Here is an 18,614-nt window from a genome sequence, read left to right on the forward strand (position 1 = left end):
AGGCATTTTATCATTTTCCTTTCCTGTTAATCAAAAAGGATATGGAAAACTTATTTCTCCATACTCTTGTCCCTGTTTTTTAGATATAGTTCTTTTTTCGCCCTTTTCGACAGTTCTGTACTCATTGCTTTTTCTGCATCATCATAGTCCATGTTTAAATCTGATGTGTTTTGTTCCAGCATAATCAAGATTTCATAAACCATCTGTTCGGTATAATAAATTTTTCTGGCTTCTGTAAATTCTACATTTGAAAGCTCACGCTCCTTATTTAATATTGTTTTGACAACACCAAGCACTTTATTGGCAATCAGTTTGTCCATTTCATCTACTGCCTTATCTTTGTGCTTGTTGATGTTTTCAGGGTCTGTATCATAAAGCATGGCAAGCTTTGACTTTATCTCTGCATATTCATTTATTAAATCTTTAATGTAGGGAACACTTTGTTTTAAATCAGCTATCAGTTCATCAATTGCCTCTTTAACTTCTTCCGGAAGCAGTTGATAATAAAGCCTTCCCTTTTTCGGCATTATGTCTTTAAGCTGAAACAGACGGACCGATAATGGAGATAGGTTGATACCGTTCAATACTCCATCAAGCGGAATGGCTGCTAAATCATCTTCATCAATTTTCCCTACAAGTTCTTTTAAGTATTTATATTCCTTAGGGTAAATGGATTTCATATAGTCATCAAAGCCTTTTACCAGTTGATCTGTAGTTTCTTTCAGTGCTGATTTACTGTTTTCCTTAGCTCTGCAATAATCCGCAATTTTATCTGCAAAGGTTTCCTTTATAAGCTGTATACGAATGCTGTCGGCTACTTCCGGCTTAACAAAATTCTTCATAGTCTTTTGGTTTTTGTCCCAGAAGACTACATGGATATGAGGATGACTGACTTCATTGTGATGTGCACAAGCCCAGGACAGATTTTTAAGACTGATTCCATTTTTTTGAGCAAGAACCGCAATATGCTTCTCAATGTAATCCTCCCATGCCTTATGATCTTTTAAAAGCAATTCGGCTGCTGTTTGAGGCGTGAATGAAATGACACTTCTAAATATATTAACCTTTTTATATGACAGCTCCCGCACTTCTTTTGCTACCTCTTGCCAGGTTTCAAACTCTACCAAGTTACCGGGATAAAGTTTGCCAAACAACCCGTGACGCATACCCTCATTCTTTGATGCTCCAGGACGAGTAGCAATATATCGGATATGGGCATAATTGCATTTAGGTGTTTTTTTATAATTTGGAGGACGAAATCTCTGCTTATACATCAAAATCGACATAAGCAGCTGTTCCTCCCTTAACTTCTGCAATTGCTTTCTTCATTTCTTCATCATCCATAAAGACTGCGATTGCATCAGCACTTTTCATATTGGCGTAAACTAAAGCACGTTTTCTTGCCAGCTTTTCGATTTTTTCAAAAGAAGAGTATCTGTCTTTATCAATCAAGTCCGATATAATGGCGATATTTGCATAGTATCCTGCGGCTGAAATAATTGTAAGTCTGTTAATCATTCCTGCAAGACGGTTAGCCAATGATTTAATTGAAGTTTCTATTTCCTGATGTATGATGGCTGTTATCGTGTCTATGTTTTCTTCGTATCCATTGACAGCCAATCCTTTCTCCACAAATTCTCTAATAATATCAGAAGCAAACACATTCTTCTTTACTGCCAGCTTTTCAATCTGTTCCAAGGTTTCGGTAGAAAAAACCACTGACCTTTTTTGAGTTTTTGGAGTGTTACTTTTAGGCCTATCTTTCACAAAACCCCTCCTTTCCGCTTGTCACCCCAATGGATGACTAAAAATGCTGCAAGAACCTCGTTACCGGCACTGCCGGTAAGCTGTTTTCTCGTGGGGTGGGAACCCCACTATTCCTGCCTTACCTCAAAGGGGAAGGGATTAAACCCTTTCCCCTTTAGGTTCGGGGCTTCCCAAAAGGGAAGATTTCATACTGATGAAAAGAAAGTTCATGGTTCAACCTCCTCCATGTCAAGTTCCTCATTCGGCTCATCAACGGCATCCTTTTCAAATTCGGCTTTCAGTTCATCTTCACGCATGGCGTCAAGCTCAGCTACAGTTCTTCCTTTCCGGGTTTCAATCAGATCCTGGTTAAAGTCTTTGAGATGCGGTCTGTGGATTGCTACTTCGTAGCCTTTTTCGCTGTATTTATCACACCATTTCATTGCAGCCATCTGACCCCAGTTTCTATAACATCCGTCTTTATCTTTAGCAAGGTAGTCATTGTCCAAGGCGAATACTATTTTTTTGATTTCAGGATGCCACTGCAAATATCGTTCAAGGGCGCCATCCCAGGTACATCCGAGAGAGATGCGGTTATCCTGCCTCCAATCATGTCCATAGAGTTTTGCAAAGGTAGCATGGCTCATGGCATCAATGGGACTTTCGCAAACAAATACCATATCGCTCTTCCCTCCGATCACAAAGGGATAGCTCTTATCGGAATTAACGGCATCCATTTTAAATGCCTTATCAGTATAGGTTCCGCGCATGGAACAGTACTTAGGAATACCGCTCTCATCGTATCCGACAAACACACAGTTTCCATATTGGGCTTCCTGATAAACTTTCTTTTCATTCATCAGTACGGATACAATTTCCGGTTCAATACCTCGGATGGAGATTAAATACCAATAGGTTCTTTTAAAATTTTCTGCCTTATCAGGAATAATCAGCGGGCCTTTCTCTTCTTTTTCATAAGGTACTACAGTTTGAATATAAGGTTCATAACGTTCACCAAGCAGTTGTGCAACGGCTTCGGGATAGGTTATATTGCCGTATTTCATCACAAAATCAATAGGACCGCCTTTTTCATCGGCAGTCCAGTGATAAAAACGGTTGCTGTCTTTAAAAATGTACAACCCACCCGATTTTTTTGCATGAAGTGCTTTTCTTCCTCCATTCTCAAGTTCAAAACCATACTGACGTGCAAGATCAATTAAGCTTACGCAGTTTGCTCTTTGTATTTCTTCCTCCGTAAAGTGGCGATATGCCTTCCGGGTTTGCGTCTGCATAGGCTATACCTCCATTTCTTCATCCAGTTCCTTTATCTCCTCCAAAATATCTTCAATATCTGCATCGTCATATCGATATTCCAGGGATTCAACAATATCTTTGCAGTCATCCGGCAAATACTCTTTTATTTCATTCTGCACATCACGAATTTCACCCATAAAGCCCCAGCAGCTTGCTATTTCCTCGTTGCTTTCATACAGTTTAAATCCGTAGCACTGATCGGTAAGGTAATAATCATATTCCCTAACTTCGCTGATTAAAACCTGTCTTGCCTTTTCAATAGTTTCAGGAGTGACCACACCATATTCCTTTTGTATGTTATCGTATGAAACATAAATCCAGCCTACCTGCCCACTGTCCCAAGGACAGGAAAAACCGGTTGTATTGATTGTAATTCCACTGTGGTCATAAAGATAAATAGGCTCGATAACGAAACTGCTCGAAAGATAATCCAAGATATTATCATGGATGGCTTTTCTGTATGCACCATAGCGATTTCGATACAAAGAAATATCAATCTCCTCTGTAAGTTCCTCGAATTTTTCCTCGGCTTCTTCATAGTCGCCCAGCTTTTTTTCCAAAAGATCCATCAAAAAATCGTCCGGCTCATGAAAGCTGTGTTCGTCACCAAGATTATATCTGCTATGGAAGCAGATCATTGTTCCGAGATTATCTTGTTCCGCACGGGGATGCTGTGGCGTATCATCATTTACCACGAACAAAACATAGGGCTGTTTTACCGCAACCATCGGCATTATGATCACATCCTTTCAAAATAAAGTAATTTAAAATGGCTTTAAAATAACATCCTTAGATATCCCGTTCTGCAATTGCATGTTCAGGCTCTCTGTCATCAGATGAATACCGTGAATCGCTTTCCTGTCCGTTTTCATCAATAATAACCTCCTCCTGCTGCCTGAGTTCTTTAAACTCCAATTTTGTATTAATCTCTGCCTGACGTGCTGAATACTCTGCTAAGCGCTCTTCAAATTCAAATGGTTTTACTACTTCCTTTTTGGCTTCGGAAAGTTGTACAATCGCATCCTCAAGTTTTTGCTTTGTCTGTGCCAGTATGCTGTCGATTTTCTCTACAGCATTTTCAATCCTTGTAACACTTCCAAGCTCGGAATCACCGAGTTCAACACGATAGGTTGATGCTCCTTTGATTTGCACTTCTAACTGGTCAAATGCAGATCGGGCAAGTAAAAGTTTAAACCCGCGATAAGCACCAACTTCCAAAGGTTCCCCGTTTACAAAAATGTCATGGAGCTTACTCATCATGATAAGCCTTTCACCGGCTTTTACCCTTTCATCGAAGGTCTTGCCGTCAACAAGCATTGAAAACTCTTGCCCAACTGATTGATTTTTCAGCTCAATATCTTTTTCCAGAGCTGCAATTTTTTCCTTACAATGAGCAATCATTTTTGGATAATGACTTTCGATGTTTCTTTCTAAAATAATCCTTTCATTGTTCCAGTTAGCTTTGAGCAATTTCAATCTTGCTACTTCATTATCAACTTCCATTTTTTCTGCCAGAAGTGGATTAGATGTTGCTATGGCTTTTACTTCAGCAGCAGAGAGAACGGTTTCGTCCATATCCTCACATGAACGAGAAATGCTCTTGCCTGTCATGACTTGACTGATATATTTCAGTTTTTGCTCTTGGATTTGCCACAAGTAAGCATCAAACGTACCTTTAGTGACATATCGAAAGATACTTATCACGGGATTCTCATTACCTTGACGCAGTATTCGGCCATCGCGCTGTTCAATATCACTTGGGCGCCAAGGACAGTCCAGATGATGGACAGCTATCAGCTTATCCTGAACATTTGTGCCTGTTCCAAGTTTTAATGTGCTTCCAAGCAAGATTCTCACCTCACCCATACGTACCTTTTCAAACAGTGCTTCACGTTGTTCATCGGTCTTAGCATCATGAACGAAAGCTATTTGTTCTTCAGAAATACCCTTTTCAGTCAGGCACTGCTTGATTTCATCATAGACATTAAACTGTCCGGGCTTTGGTGTGCCGGAATCACAGAAAATAATCTGAGTAGAGCGTTTTTCTTTGGTCTTCTGCCATATATCAAACACTTTATCAATGGCAATATTCAGCTTGCTGTTCGGATCATTTGGGGCATCTTCAATAATCAATCGAGGGTCGATGGACATGAGCTTAGCTTCATTCGTCAGTTTAAGCATATTGTCGGTAGAAGCATCAACTTCGCCGCTTCGGATTTTATCAGCTCGCTCAACAAAGGTATCCATCAGCATTTTTTGAAATGGTGTGGCTTCTGTTGCGATAATGGCTGCTTTACCACCCTCAATATCTGGAGTCGGGAGATTCAGCATATCGGCAGTCTGAATATCAGCTACGAGTTGAAACATATTCATAAGTTCAGGCAGGTTGTGGAATTTTGCAAAACGGTTTCTCATGCGATAACCGGAGCCTTCCGGCGTTATTTCCAAAGAAGATACAACTTCACCAAAGGTGGCAGCCCAGCTGTCAAAGTAGTTTAAGCCCATTTTTTGAAGCGTCTGTGGCTGCAAGTATCTCTGCATGACATACATCTCACTCATGCTGTTGGAAATGGGTGTCCCTGTGGCAAATACCACACCTTTTCCATTGTTGATTTCCTGCAAATACTGGCATTTTAAAAGCATATCGGTAGCCCTTTGGCTTGCCGATTTACCGATACCGGCAACGTTCCTCATTTTTGTATAGCTGAAACAATTTTTGTAAACATGGGCTTCGTCTACAAACATGTAATCTACACCAAGCTGTTCAAAAGTTAAAAGGTCATCCTTCTTTTCCTCAGCAGCAAGCTTTGTCAGCCTGTTTTTGAGGTTGTTTTGAAAGATGACCATTTGTTTAATTGACCAATTGTCGCCCTTTTCATCACGCATTTTCTTGATAATGTAAGATAGTTGGTTAATTTCTTCATTCAATTGCTTTTCCTGGCGCTCTTTTGAGATAGGAATACGTTCAAATTGACTGTGACCGATTATAATGGCATCGTAATCACCCATAGCGATTCGGGAAACAAACTTGTTTCGGTTGGCTTTATCAAAATCCTTTTTGGTTGTCACTAAAATATTGGCTTGCGGAAAGAAACGGTAGAACTCTTTTGCCCATTGCTCTGTTAAATGATTGGGAACAACATATATGGGTTTTTTAATAGCTCCAATACTTTTCAGATACATCCCTGATGCAATAAGGGCTGCGGTTTTTCCTGCACCAACCACATGTCCTGCCAAACCTGTACCTGAATAAATAACCCTCGCCGCAAAATTCCTTTGGTGCGGTCGCAGCTTTACCTCCTCACTCATACCGGGGAATATCAAGTGAGATCCGTCATACACACGAGGTCTGATGGTATTAAACCTTTCATTATAAATATTAAGAAGCACCTCAGCTCTGTCTTTATTGCTGAACAGCCATGCTCCAAAAGTTTCTTTAATTTGATTTTGTTTAGCTCTTGCGATCATGGTTTCATTGGCATTGACAACATATTTTACTTGATCTTTCCCGTTTGCATCCACATAAGGTACAGGGTCACGCACTGTTGTACTCTGTAAGTTCAAGCAATCCTCAAAAATCTGATAGGCATTTACTCTGCTTGTTCCATAGGTCTTATTAACCTTAATAGAACTGGCATCCCTTGTTTTGTTCAAAACACGCCACTGGGTGGTATACTCCATATAATCAATGTCAATAACATCTCTAAGATAATAAGGAGTACCAAAGGTTTCATGCATAAACTGGCGGTAATATTCAATCGGTATCCAAGGAGAACCAATGCGAAAATCAATATCCCCGGGCAGCAGCCTTGGAGGCTGCACTGCTTCTAAAGCCTCTACATTTCGTGTGAAAAGGTCCGGATATTCTTCTGCTTTTATTTTTGCATATAGCAGCTTATCTTTGACCTGTCCGCTTAAGTATTCTTCATTCAGTTCCCAGCCTTCGTAATAGTTGCCGTAGTATTTCTGTGGATTCAAATAAATTCTGTCTCCAAGTTCATCAATCAGCTCATCTGCGGTTTTACCGGTCAGGTTTGCCATATACGGCAAGTCTATTTTCATTTTAACATTAAGGCTGATTTCAAGTGCTTCCTTTGCTGTTTCCGCCCTGTCCGGCAAACGGTATGATTTAATGGTTGCTTTATAAAATATTGGTGCTTTAACCCATGACTGTTTATCCTCGCTCTGATCCTCAATAGAACGTAAGAGCGGAAATTGGTCGTCATCCGAAAATACTGCAATATTGGATTTGTCATTGATAAACCCACATCGGTCAACGAATCTATCATATACGCTGTTAAGTTTTTTCTGCGCTTTTTGAAGTTCATCAGGCGTGTAATCCCTTGTCTGTACAGCAATAACATTTAAAAGCGCACCTCTGATTTCACAAAGCCCTTTAATCCTTTCAGCTCGTTTCCCTGTATAATCCTGTGGTATCAACTTGTTATGCTCACAATAATATATTTTTTCATCCAACACCACATAGGTATAGTTTTTAGTTCCTTTAGGAGCATCCAGCTCAGTTACTTCATTCACTGATTCTTCCTCAGCGGCTTCTAACGGTTTATCAGCTTCTGCGGTAAAGGTTGCGTGGAGCTTATTAATGGCCTTATCAAGTTCTGCATATAAATCTTGCCCTTCCGGTGCAATACAGGCTGTACCCTCCTCATTTCCATACATATTCCTGCTGTGTCTCATTTCACCCAAAACCATGTCAGGGTGCTCATAGAAATATTGATTGATGTTGATGTAGTCTGTTTTTCTCGTATTGGTAAAAACCCAGTCCGGCAAAGAATACTTATCAACCTTTCTTGGACGATCAAGCTTTTTAAAAAATAAAATATCGGCCGTAACTTCCGTCCCCGCAAGTGCTTTAAATGCATTGTTCGGCAACCGGACAGCACCAATCAGGTCGGCTCTTTGTGCTATATATTCCCTTACCGCAGTATCTCTTTTGTCCATTGTTCCTTTACTTGTGATGAAACCAATGATACCGCCCGGTTTTACAAGATCCAGGGATTTGGCAATAAAATAATCGTGAACCAGAAAATCCTCATCAGCATATCTCTTGTCGTACAGCTTTATATTATTGAATGGAATATTCCCAAGGACCACATCAAAAGAATTATCCTCAAAGTTTGTGGTTTCATACCCCTGCACATAAATATTGGCTTTTTGATATAGTTGCTTTGCAATTCGTCCGGTGATACTGTCAATCTCAACACCGTAAAGAGGCGTGTCGGCAATTGCTTCGGGAAGGACTGAGAAGAAGTTTCCCGTCCCCATCGCTGGGTCAAGAATCTTTCTATCCCTGCCACCTTTAAAACCGAACCTCTCAAAGGCATTATAGATGCATTTTACCAGTTCCGGCTCGGTATAATAAGCCGTGATAGTGGAATTTCTGGCATCCTCATATTCTTTTTCATCAAGTAAAACTTTTAATTCCTGATACTCATTTTCCCATCCTGATGCTGTATCAGAAAAGGCATTGGCGAGGCCACCCCATCCCACATAACGTGCAAGGATAATTTGTTCTTCGGGATTAGCAAGGCGCTTTTCATTTTCAATCCGCTTTAAGAGTTTGATTGCTTCAATGTTATTTTTATATTTGGTTTTTGCTCCGTTTGGATATAGGTTATAATCCTCGGAATAACGGAAATTCAACTTGGTATGACGGGACTGTCCAGACTTTGCTTCGACAGATAAGGGAATATCCTTAGCCGTTTGCTCCTGCGGTTTGCTTTCTTTTTCTTCCGAATTCTTTTCATCCGGTGTATGGTATTGTTCTATTTCTGCCAGTTCCTTTTCAAGTTCATCTTTCAAGTCTTCAAGGTCCTGCCAATACTCCGACTGTTTGTAAGAAAAAATTGCTCCCGATTCCCACTTCTTCTCAATCTCAATCAACTCAGCCTTTACTTCTTCAAGCTCGTTTTTAAGCGAGTTAAACTTTTCATCTTGGTCTATATTTACTTCCTGTAAATCCAAATACCGTCCTTCATCAATCAGTTTTCGGATAACTATAGCAGCTCTCAGCCATGTTATATTGGTTTTATGCTTTTCTCCGTTTTCATCAGCCCAGTCAAATTCAATGCCAATGCTGTTGTGGTTTTCAAATCCAATCCCTTGTTTATTTACAGAATGACCTCCAACCCCATATTCAGCTTTCAAAAACGCACTAAATGCTGAGCCTGTCGGATTAGTCATTGCAAAATCATAAATCCGCTTTTTACCATCTTGCATTACACTACCTTCAAGAAGCACAATTTCAATAAGCTGCTCCTCGCTGCCTTTTGGTGTCAGGTCAAACAGGTTCATTTGTTTACTCTGCATTGGCTCTGCTTCAATGGTTTCAACTTTATGAGCTTTTGAAATATCTTCAATTTGAGAATAGATGGGGTTATCCTGAATTGCTGTTTTAGCTGTAGGTAGAGATACTTGACCTACCGGCATCATTCTATAAAAGCCTATTTCCTGAAAGTTTGGCTCGCTTGCCTTTTCCTCTTGCCTTATTTTTACATCCTCGAATTCTTGCAGTAGATCAGTAATTTCAATCAATGGAGCTTCAAATTGCTTAAAATACTTATCGATATCCGCATCGGTCAAAGAAACATATTCACCTGTGTTATAATTCACTCTTGCAACCAAAAATGTTCCAAAAATCGGCTGTCCATTAACAATGCGGTTAATAGAAGTGCTGTCAAAGTCCACGTCATCAGCACATATCGCATCAATACCTTCTGTAATTTCAATAGTAGTAAAAGTACCTCCGACTTGTTTTTGAAGCTCCTTATATCCATTATGGATTTCAGTAACATAAGGCGTTTTGTCATGTTCTACTACCAAAACTTTCAATAGTTTTTCCTTTATCTTCGGCTCATCAGTTCCCTTCATTTCTTGGAGTTCATCAGGGATATTATAATCTCCGATGGGATCATTTTCGGGCATAAAAAAAGAGCCATCCGTTAATGACTCATTCTTTTCGGATAGCTCCACATTTGGAATATAAGGTTCACTGCTTATCTCACTTTGTAAATCAGTTCGTTCAGAACGATTTCCTCTGCTGCTGATCTCAGGCTGTACATATGTCTGGTTTTCTCCATGATGTCCTCGGTGTTCGGCATCGGGTCGGACTTCAACATCTGCTGTGTGATGTACTCTATTTTCTCCACTGCTTCCTCTTGTACCCGGTGCATGGTCGCCATCAGAGTGCCATCCATTTTCAAAATCATATATCGCTGTGGATTTTGTTCTTTGAGGTACTCCATTGCCATCCTGCCGTATTTCCCCAGTGGCCTGTCGTCCTCGCTGTTGTTCGAGATTTGGATATTGGGAATATTCACTCCGTCTATCTCTGTGTAACTCACGCCTATTTTGCTCATTTTCTGCTCTCCTTTCTTTCTCGATGATTTTTATGTTCCGCTCAATTTCAATCAAGATTCCTTTGGAAATATCGGTGACAGTATGGCCAAGTTTTGCAATTAAAGGAATGGTATTAAAGTGAGCAATGGTAGCCATTCCGTATCCTAATTCCATTTCTTCATCGGTTAATCCGCATCTTTTCCCTACAAAATATGAAACACTGTCGCTGATAAGTTCTTGAAGCTGCATTTCCAGTCCGTCTTGCGGAAGGTCTTCAAATAGGTGATTCCCAAAGTCGTTCTGAAAGTTTTGCAGGTAAGTATCCAGGTTTTCCATAACAGCTTCATAAGAGATTCTGCGAAGGCAGTCTGCAAAACCTGCTGTCTTTATGTTATGCCCGTATGAAAGACGCAGTTCGATACGCTTCTTCATATCTTCTTCAAGCCGCCAGTTTGTTGCAATCACATCTCTGCCATTGGTCTGAGAAACATCAAACAAGTGCTTGATAGTAAGTCTTGCGTTTTCATATTCACATACTGCAATACCTGTCGCACCTTTGTTGACGTATCTTCCAACCCTATTCCAAACTGCTGTAGGTGCAAGCATTGTAACATTTGGGTTTTGAGCATATACAAGCAGTGCATTATCAAAACTGTATTTGAAGAATTTAGATGCAAACGCAAGGTAATCCCGCCAGGCACTTTCGCTCCGTGTAATATGGGGAGCGATTGTTTCATAGATCGTTTTTAACCTTTCATCTTTTCTCAAGCAGTGTTAGCCTCCTTTCTGTCAGGGTAGGTTTGGAAATATAGTTCAAGCGCTTCTTCCACCACCTTTTCAATTTCACTTGTCTTGGAATCAGGCGAAAAAAATTTGGAGTAAACTTTATGTTTGATTTTAATCGATGGAGCCGATGATGATTTTGGTTTTCTGTTTATTTCACCTGATAGAATCTGATATGTGGTTTTCTCGTTAAGCTTGCTGTTTGCTGAATAGCTCCTAAGCATTTCAGTCTTTTTCATATCCACTTTGAACTCATTTTCCGAAAGAACCTTTTCAACTTCTTCTTGCTCCGTATCAGCAAGGTATGAAAGATCAACCGCACATCGCAGGGAGATTTCATCGCAGTCAACCCTGTGCTTTAAACCGGCGATCAGTTTATCAACTCTTAACAAACGGGCAACAGTATTTCTTGAAAGTCCATATTCAATCCCTACTTTATCGAGAGATTTTAACTTGTTCCCCAGTGGGGAACAAGTTTCGTCACTCCCTTTATATTCAGGGTTTTCGAGCCTTATTAACTCGTTGATGATGTCATTTCTTTTGCCCTGTGAAAACATTTTAGAGTGCCTTAGAGCAAGCACGGCCGCTTTTTCCGACGGCAGCATATCTGTAAAGGAGCGCTGAATTACATTTGTTTCTACCACATACATGAGGGCTTCTTCATCAGACAAGCTGTCCTTTACAATACAAGGGCCTTCTGTAAGTCCTGCCAGTTTTGCTCCATTCATTCGATTATGACCGGCAAGCATTTCATATTCATAGCCGTTTTCGTCAGATTCAATTCTTCTTACGATCATCGGCATCAAAATCCCATTTGATTTGATGCTCTCTACCAAGTCATCCAATCGCTCGTCGCTATATAAGCGAAACGGGTGATTTTGATATGGTCTGATTTTATTAAAAGGTATCATCAAAATCCCATTATCTCCTGATTTAGATGGCATTGATGCTGGTTCAGCAGCCTGCAATAATTCATCAAGAGATTTAACTTTCTTAGCTGTTGGCCTTGTTACCATTCGATATCAGCTCCTTTGCAACTTCACTGTATGCAAGTCCTGCCTTTGACTTTCTATCAAAATCTATGACACTCATGCCGTAACGATTTGCTTCACCCACTCGAATAGATCGTGGAATCTGCATTTTAAAAATTTTCATCCCGTTACCATAGGCTTCTGTAACTTCAGCACAGACTTCCTTGTGAAGATTGGTTTGCATATCGCACATCGTCATCAAGATTCCTTCAAACTGAATTCCAGGGTTAATTCTCTTTCTGATTTTTAAAATGGTTTTCGTCAAGTCTGTAAGGCCCATTGTTGCGTAATATTCGGGGTTGATCGGAATGATTACGCTATCGGCAGCTGATAGTGCATTAATGGTCAACGGACCTAACGAAGGATTTGTATCAATGAGGATAAAATCATAATCGTCGCGTAGCGGTTCCAGGATGTTCGAGAGTAATTTCTCACTCCCCATTTCCATACGCAGATTAGCTTCTACAACAGATAAATGAATACTGCTCGGAATAAAATCTACTTTACCATGAGAATGAATGTACTCTACCTTATTTGGCAGTTCTTCCTCATCCATAGCTTTGTTCATAACATCTGCAATAGTTATATGAACAGAAGTGCTGTCGTCCACAAAAGATGCTGTCAAATTGGCCTGCGGGTCAAAGTCCACTGCCAATACCCGCTTACCAAGTTCTCCAAGAGAATATGCCATGTTTCGGACACTGGTTGTTTTGGCGACACCACCTTTTTGGTTCGCCACCGCTATAATTTTACACATTCGTATCTTAACCTCCTCAAAACTGCTGTTATTTGCCTTTTTGGGCATAAAAAAATTGGACTAAATCAGTGAAACCCTTGTGTTTAAAAGGTTTTCTAATTTAGTCCAAGTATAACAGCTTCATCAACAATTACCATACCATAGTTTTTAATACACTCTTTTACTTCTCCCATTCTATTTATCGATTGTATTACTGCAATGTCTATTATTCCACTTAGGTTATCTTTACCCTCTCCCAATTGACCAACAATAGTTCTTACCTTCTTCCTGCCTCTTCTTTTTTCTTCTCCTAAGTCTGGCAACAATTCTTTTATCATTAGAAACTCATCAATTCTTTTTTTCCATTGTCCCACAAGACTAATCTTATCAACTAAAATAAGAGTGTTAACCTTTCTTTCAGCTATCAACTTTATAGCTACAACAGTTTTACCAAAAGCAGTTGTTCCGCATAACACACCATTGTCATACATTAACATTTTGCTCAAAGCTAATGGTTGTTCATCCCGCAAACTTCCATTAAACTCCACATTTATTGGTTTTCCGCTATTCGTTTCATCAATAATATTAACATCTACACTTAACTGACTAAGGATATCTCTTAAATCATTCTCACAACCTCTTGGCAAGCATATATATTCTTCCGTTTCATCACTGCAAGAAATAATCCGAGGTTTATTAAAAGTAGGCAGCCTCATGGCTTGTGCTTTATAAAACTCTGGGTTTTTAAAAGCAGCTATCCGTTTTATGTAATTTAAACCTCTTTGAGAAATTCTCTCCTTCGATATGTATAGCATATTGGATTTTACTATTTTAACCTCATCTGGAAAATCAGTTGCTAAGAGTTTAATTTTAGCAGTTGTTTCCCATGGCTTATTTACATCTTCCTCATCTTTCTTCAGGGCACCTAACTCACTACCATCACATAGTTTTTTTATAAGTATTTCAACTTCATCCTCTGATAGTTTCTTAACTGAAGATAAATACGACCATTGATCATCATATGGGTTAAAGTTATCATCAATAAATACACTATTGCCTTCTCTTCTTGCTTCCTTTTGCAATGGTAAAGCAATTAAGTTTCCTAATCCGCCTTTTGGCATAGTATCTTGATTTGGAAATAACCTGTCATAAGACTTAAATGTAATTTCGTGCCTTTTTGTCATAGCATATGTAAGGAGTGCACTACCAAATTTCCTTGCAGTAACTGCCGGAACTGGATTGTCAAAGAAAAACCAAACATGAGCTCCTTTACCAGAACGTGAACGCTCAACATTTAATGTTATATTAAACTCCACACATACTTTTCTTAAAGCAGAAATATCCTTTTGCCATTCTCCATCATCAAAATCCATAGCTAGGAAATAGCATGTTTCATCAAGGTTTAATGGATATATTCCAGCTATAAAGTTATTTAAGCCTCTTAAATGACTTTCAATAACTTTCTCATTAAGCTTGGCAAAATCTTTGTGGGAGCACTTATTACACGTTCCTTTTGGTTTTAAACAAACTCCTTGTTTCCAATCATTTAAGCAAACAGGTGAATATCCTGAAGTACCCTTCTTTTTATTCTCCCATCTTTTAGCATAAACATCCTCACGGCCTTTGAAAATGGACATATACAATTTAATCTTTTCATCAGTAGAAGCAGAATTATTTATTTCCTTATTTAAAATATGCTCACATACTTCTATATTAATTAATTCCTGTGACCCATCACAATATAAGTTTCCATTGTCTTGGTTAAAAGAACTACTAGTATCTGAAGCTGCTTGCTGCTCAACCATGCTGAGTTTGTCCCTTAAAAACTTCACTTCTTCTTTTAACTTGTTGTGTTCAAGCCATAATGTGTTATATTTTTCAAGTAATTCTTTATATTCCATAATTATTTTCCCCAAAAATAAAATACATAATATAATAATATCATGTGTTAAGTAATTGGAATATACAAATCAAGGAAAATTTATATATGAAATTAGATTCTCCACCGTTTTCTTTATAATTGTAGCTTCTAAAGTTATATCCACTTTTTAACATCATTCAGTTAATATTCCATTTTGATAATGATATAGGTACAGAAGAGCTGGCACACCTTGAAATAGTGGGCACAATCGTCCACCAACTCACAAAAGGCGTACCTGCAAAGATTATGGAAGCAGAAGGTCTTGGTGATTATTACGCAGATCACGATCACGCTATATACCCTGTAAGTGCAGCAGGCAACCCATTTACCGCAGCATATATTCAATCAAAGGGAGATCCCATAGCTGATCTGGTAGAAGACTTGGCGGCAGAACAAAAAGCCAGAGCTACTTATGAAAATCTTATAAATATGTGTGATGATCCTGATGTTATAGACCCCTTAAGGTTCTTAAGGGAAAGAGAAGTTGTACACTTCCAGAGGTTTGGAGAGGCATTGGATATTGTTCAGAGAAAGCTGGCTTAAAAGAAGTGTTTTGTTCAGAAGCCGGATTATTTGATGAAAAAGTAATAGTATAGCCTTGGGAGATTTAGTCAACCAAGGCTAATTTTATATTTTTGCATACAAATATATTATTTTTATGCTGACTATCCAGCCGGGTGGAAACCAACGGTCATATTAAGCCATCACCTTAACCAAACTCCAGGATTTAATCGAAGTTTATTCTTTAAAGCTTAAGGTTTGAATTATAAAAGCTTTGAAACTTGATATCTGAACTCTGAGTCTTGAACGTTGAGCTTTAATTAATCACGATATCTCATAAAGTGCGTTTATTGACCCAAAACGCAAAGGGAGCTTAAGTTTTTGGTTTTCAGATAACCAGCAATATTTTCTAATCTGGAATTTCTATAGTAGTTATTGTATTTGATTCGCTAAGTACAAAGTCAACTTCATGTTCGAACTCGTCAATTTCTTTTTCAAATTTTTCTATTCTACCAACTATCCCCAGAGTATCGACCAGTTCCCATTCATTCTGTTCAAGGTATGGTTTGGAAATAGCCTCCACATCATTTGCCGATGCTTTTATGTCCTTACCAAAATTACTTTCCAGTAAAATATCCAGCTTCTGTTTAACTTGCATATTAGCATTTTCCACTTCGTTATATGCTGTGTGATAACGTTTCTTTATCTTTTGCAGCAACTCTTTTTCGTATTCTATGGAAGTTTTTCTTTCAATTGCTTCCGCAACTGTCATTGTATTCCCTGCAATTGTAACCATTGTTTTGGCATTGGAGTTTACAACAGCTGACTTTATTACCTTTCTTCTTTCTATTAGATATTGTATACTGTCGATCTCACCTTGTGTCCTCCTTGAAAACTCCTCTTTAGTGTACATTCCCATAATCTTTTTCTTTTTTTGCACACCTGCAACAAAGTAAGCGGCCTCAATTTCTTTCCGTATCCTTTTATCAAGTAATTTTAATTCCGCCAAAGCTCTTGTTATTGTTAACTTCACTTAGGATCCCCTCCTATGATTACAATACTTATCTTTTTTCTTTTTTTATTGTCTAATTATATTTTAATATAAAGCTTCATAGAAATACAGACAAAAAGTTTGCAATCATATTCCATATTCTCTCTTGTCTCTTTATTCCCATGCCACATGTGAATAGCATTTGGTGTTTTTGCATTTAGCTCTTCTACAACCCACTGAAATAACATAATACTTATCACAAAATTCGTCGCTAAGAACAAAATTATGAAATGATTTTGTCAACCGAAAGAGAAAGCACATCGATGCTGTCTTCCTTAATTTTTTAAAGTTATGGATGCTTACATACAACTGAAGTATATTATCTCTTTCAGCCGAAGCAAGAACTGCAAAACAGACTTCATGGTGATTATCAACAAGTCTCTCCCTATATTCTAGAAATTTGTTCATTATTACATCATACTCAATCGTTGGAGCTATAAGCATTTCTTGTCCAGGCATATATTATAACTGAATTCGGATCTGGAATCTGGAAGAGAGATCCCATTGCCGACCTGGTAGAAGACCTGTCTGAAACGGTTGGCTTATATTTCTCGCAATATACTCCAAGACTACGTGATTTAATACTGATAGAAGCTTTCACCTCTATTTAGGACAATCTTGTCCTCAAATTTGGCAATAAAATGAACTTCCGAAGTATTCCTTGATTCCAGTAATACGGCACATCTCTATACAAATTTACAAGGAAAATAGCCATGATTCTTTTGGTTAAAATCAATTGCAACCTATCTATTCTCTTGTCTCTTCAGCTAATACCTTCATGTTCCTCCAACTGGATACCCAATCAATGTTTTTTTCTATAACTCTGCAAATGAATATAAAGGATTTACGAGCAAATCAATACATGCGTTTGGTTTATCTAATTGCAAATGAAAACTAATATTAATACTAAACTGCCACGTAGTATTTAATCCTTACTTTATTTTTTATAATCTTTATATCTGGTCTAAGTATAAGTGATAGATCAAAATCACCCTAAGGCACTTTTATTACCTCGTCGTAAAGCTTATTCACACCAATTGTATATAATAAAATAATATTGCTTTTATTTGCCCCATCATAAATGTTGATTACTTTCTTTTCGTATTTTTGAATAAATTCATCATAAGGATTCACCTCATCATCAACATAATAATCAAACATCTGGCTTGATCCAATAATCAATAAATATTCATATTCTCTGTAAACAGCTTCATTATAGCCACTTCCATCAGTATACATATTTTTTATTAAGTTTATATTTATTTCTTCATTAGCACCTATACATACTCCATATTTACAATTTGATAAATTCTCTATTAGGTCTGTTGTAGTAATTGTTGTATCAGCATCAATAAATTTCTTGATGATTGCATTTATAAAATCGCATACTGATTCGGCTATAGATTTTATTCCAAAGCAAATTTTTTTCCTCAATATTACCAGATTTTTAAGAAAATCATCAAAGGAATCTGCAACTTTATAAAATTCCCGCAAGTCAACCCCACAATAAACGCTCGGTTCTAGTACATCTTTATCTCCATAGTACAAATAATATCTTCCATGACCATCATCAATTGAAAACTCTACAGACATGGAAAAAAATCTTGAAACTTTATACAAATAAATAAGCTCTTCATTCAAGTCGCACTCATCATGGTCGATATTTTCAATAAAAGCATCCATTTTACTGATATACTTTGGAAAATCATTATAAAATTCACATACTATTTCCTCGGTATCTTTAGAATCAAAATATTCAGGAATTATCCCCTTCAGTTTAAGTTTTTCTTCCAACTCATTATTTCTTATGTAGATGCCTAAATCAAAAACGAATCCATCAAATCCATTATTAATAAACTCCTCTTTATGTTGCTCGTTTGCTTGCTTCAGATCCCAGTGCCAATGACCAAACCCATATAAGTGATCAACATAGTTATATTTAATTTTATCATTGGCTTCGTATTGTATGTACGCATGTTCAAATTTTCCACCATTACATTCTGAAAGCATTTTTATATGAGAATTTGGTAAAGCAAATCCAAATTGATTTTGGAAGTCCTGCATTGATTTTTCTAAAGGAATTTTTTCATAACTTTCTTCAAATGGAACTAAAATTCTTTTATAATCCATGGGTTAATCCTCCATCGTATTCATTATATCTGCCATAACTTA

At 38.0% G+C, this 18,614-nt stretch carries 12 protein-coding genes; 1 reads left to right on the top strand and 11 read right to left on the bottom strand.

Annotated elements, in window-relative coordinates; translation table 11 throughout:
* Positions 1–50: 50 nt before the first annotated feature.
* The 8 genes from mobP3 to Bccel_RS14725 all read right to left on the bottom strand — a co-directional run bounded on the left by mobP3 (position 51) and on the right by Bccel_RS14725 (position 14,870).
* On the bottom strand, positions 51–1,286 hold the full coding sequence (mobP3, locus tag Bccel_RS14690; protein WP_028308371.1) for a MobP3 family relaxase: 1,236 nt from the start codon (positions 1,284–1,286) through the stop codon (positions 51–53).
* Positions 1,267–1,767, bottom strand: a complete 501-nt coding sequence (locus tag Bccel_RS14695; RefSeq protein ID WP_028308370.1) for a hypothetical protein — start codon at positions 1,765–1,767, stop codon at positions 1,267–1,269. The genes mobP3 and Bccel_RS14695 overlap by 20 nt, the downstream gene beginning before the upstream one ends.
* 206 nt (positions 1,768–1,973) lie before the next feature.
* A complete protein-coding gene (locus Bccel_RS14700; RefSeq protein WP_028308369.1) occupies positions 1,974–3,038 on the bottom strand; it encodes a DUF3991 domain-containing protein in 1,065 nt (354 codons plus the stop codon).
* A 3-nt stretch (positions 3,039–3,041) separates the two neighbouring features.
* Positions 3,042–3,794 carry an Rpb4 family DNA-directed RNA polymerase subunit gene (locus tag Bccel_RS14705; protein WP_028308368.1) on the bottom strand — a complete coding sequence of 251 codons (753 nt, stop codon included), beginning with the start codon at positions 3,792–3,794 and terminating at the stop codon, positions 3,042–3,044.
* A 55-nt stretch (positions 3,795–3,849) separates the two neighbouring features.
* On the bottom strand, positions 3,850–11,187 hold the full coding sequence (locus Bccel_RS14710) for a DUF3846 domain-containing protein (protein ID WP_476748361.1): 7,338 nt from the start codon (positions 11,185–11,187) through the stop codon (positions 3,850–3,852).
* The gene (locus Bccel_RS14715; RefSeq protein ID WP_036945877.1) at positions 11,184–12,218 is read right to left on the bottom strand and encodes a ParB N-terminal domain-containing protein; all 1,035 of its coding nucleotides are present in this window, start codon (positions 12,216–12,218) and stop codon (positions 11,184–11,186) included. The genes Bccel_RS14710 and Bccel_RS14715 overlap by 4 nt, the downstream gene beginning before the upstream one ends.
* Positions 12,196–12,990 carry a ParA family protein gene (locus Bccel_RS14720; protein ID WP_036945879.1) on the bottom strand — a complete coding sequence of 265 codons (795 nt, stop codon included), beginning with the start codon at positions 12,988–12,990 and terminating at the stop codon, positions 12,196–12,198. Before Bccel_RS14720 ends, Bccel_RS14715 begins: the two co-directional genes overlap by 23 nt.
* 95 nt (positions 12,991–13,085) lie before the next feature.
* Positions 13,086–14,870 carry a TOTE conflict system archaeo-eukaryotic primase domain-containing protein gene (locus Bccel_RS14725; RefSeq protein WP_050753491.1) on the bottom strand — a complete coding sequence of 595 codons (1,785 nt, stop codon included), beginning with the start codon at positions 14,868–14,870 and terminating at the stop codon, positions 13,086–13,088.
* A 152-nt stretch (positions 14,871–15,022) separates the two neighbouring features.
* On the opposite strand from Bccel_RS14725, the gene Bccel_RS14730 reads away from it, so the two are divergent.
* Positions 15,023–15,433: a manganese catalase family protein gene (locus Bccel_RS14730; RefSeq protein WP_082225145.1), complete on the top strand. Its 411-nt coding sequence runs from the start codon at positions 15,023–15,025 to the stop codon at positions 15,431–15,433.
* 367 nt (positions 15,434–15,800) lie between these two features.
* Here Bccel_RS14730 and Bccel_RS14735 read toward each other — a convergent pair whose 3' ends face one another.
* From Bccel_RS14735 to Bccel_RS14745, 3 genes are all read right to left on the bottom strand, one after another.
* Entirely contained in the window at positions 15,801–16,424 is a 624-nt protein-coding gene (locus Bccel_RS14735; RefSeq protein ID WP_036945722.1) for a hypothetical protein, read from the bottom strand.
* Positions 16,425–16,556: 132 nt separating this feature from the next.
* Positions 16,557–16,850 carry a hypothetical protein gene (locus tag Bccel_RS14740; protein ID WP_152966024.1) on the bottom strand — a complete coding sequence of 98 codons (294 nt, stop codon included), beginning with the start codon at positions 16,848–16,850 and terminating at the stop codon, positions 16,557–16,559.
* A gap of 585 nt (positions 16,851–17,435) precedes the next feature.
* On the bottom strand, positions 17,436–18,572 hold the full coding sequence (locus Bccel_RS14745; protein WP_036945720.1) for an SMI1/KNR4 family protein: 1,137 nt from the start codon (positions 18,570–18,572) through the stop codon (positions 17,436–17,438).
* Between the last annotated feature and the right edge of the window lie 42 nt (positions 18,573–18,614).

The sequence above is a fragment of the Pseudobacteroides cellulosolvens ATCC 35603 = DSM 2933 genome (genome assembly GCF_001262605.1).
Classification (GTDB): Bacteria; Bacillota; Clostridia; order Acetivibrionales; family DSM-2933; genus Pseudobacteroides; species Pseudobacteroides cellulosolvens.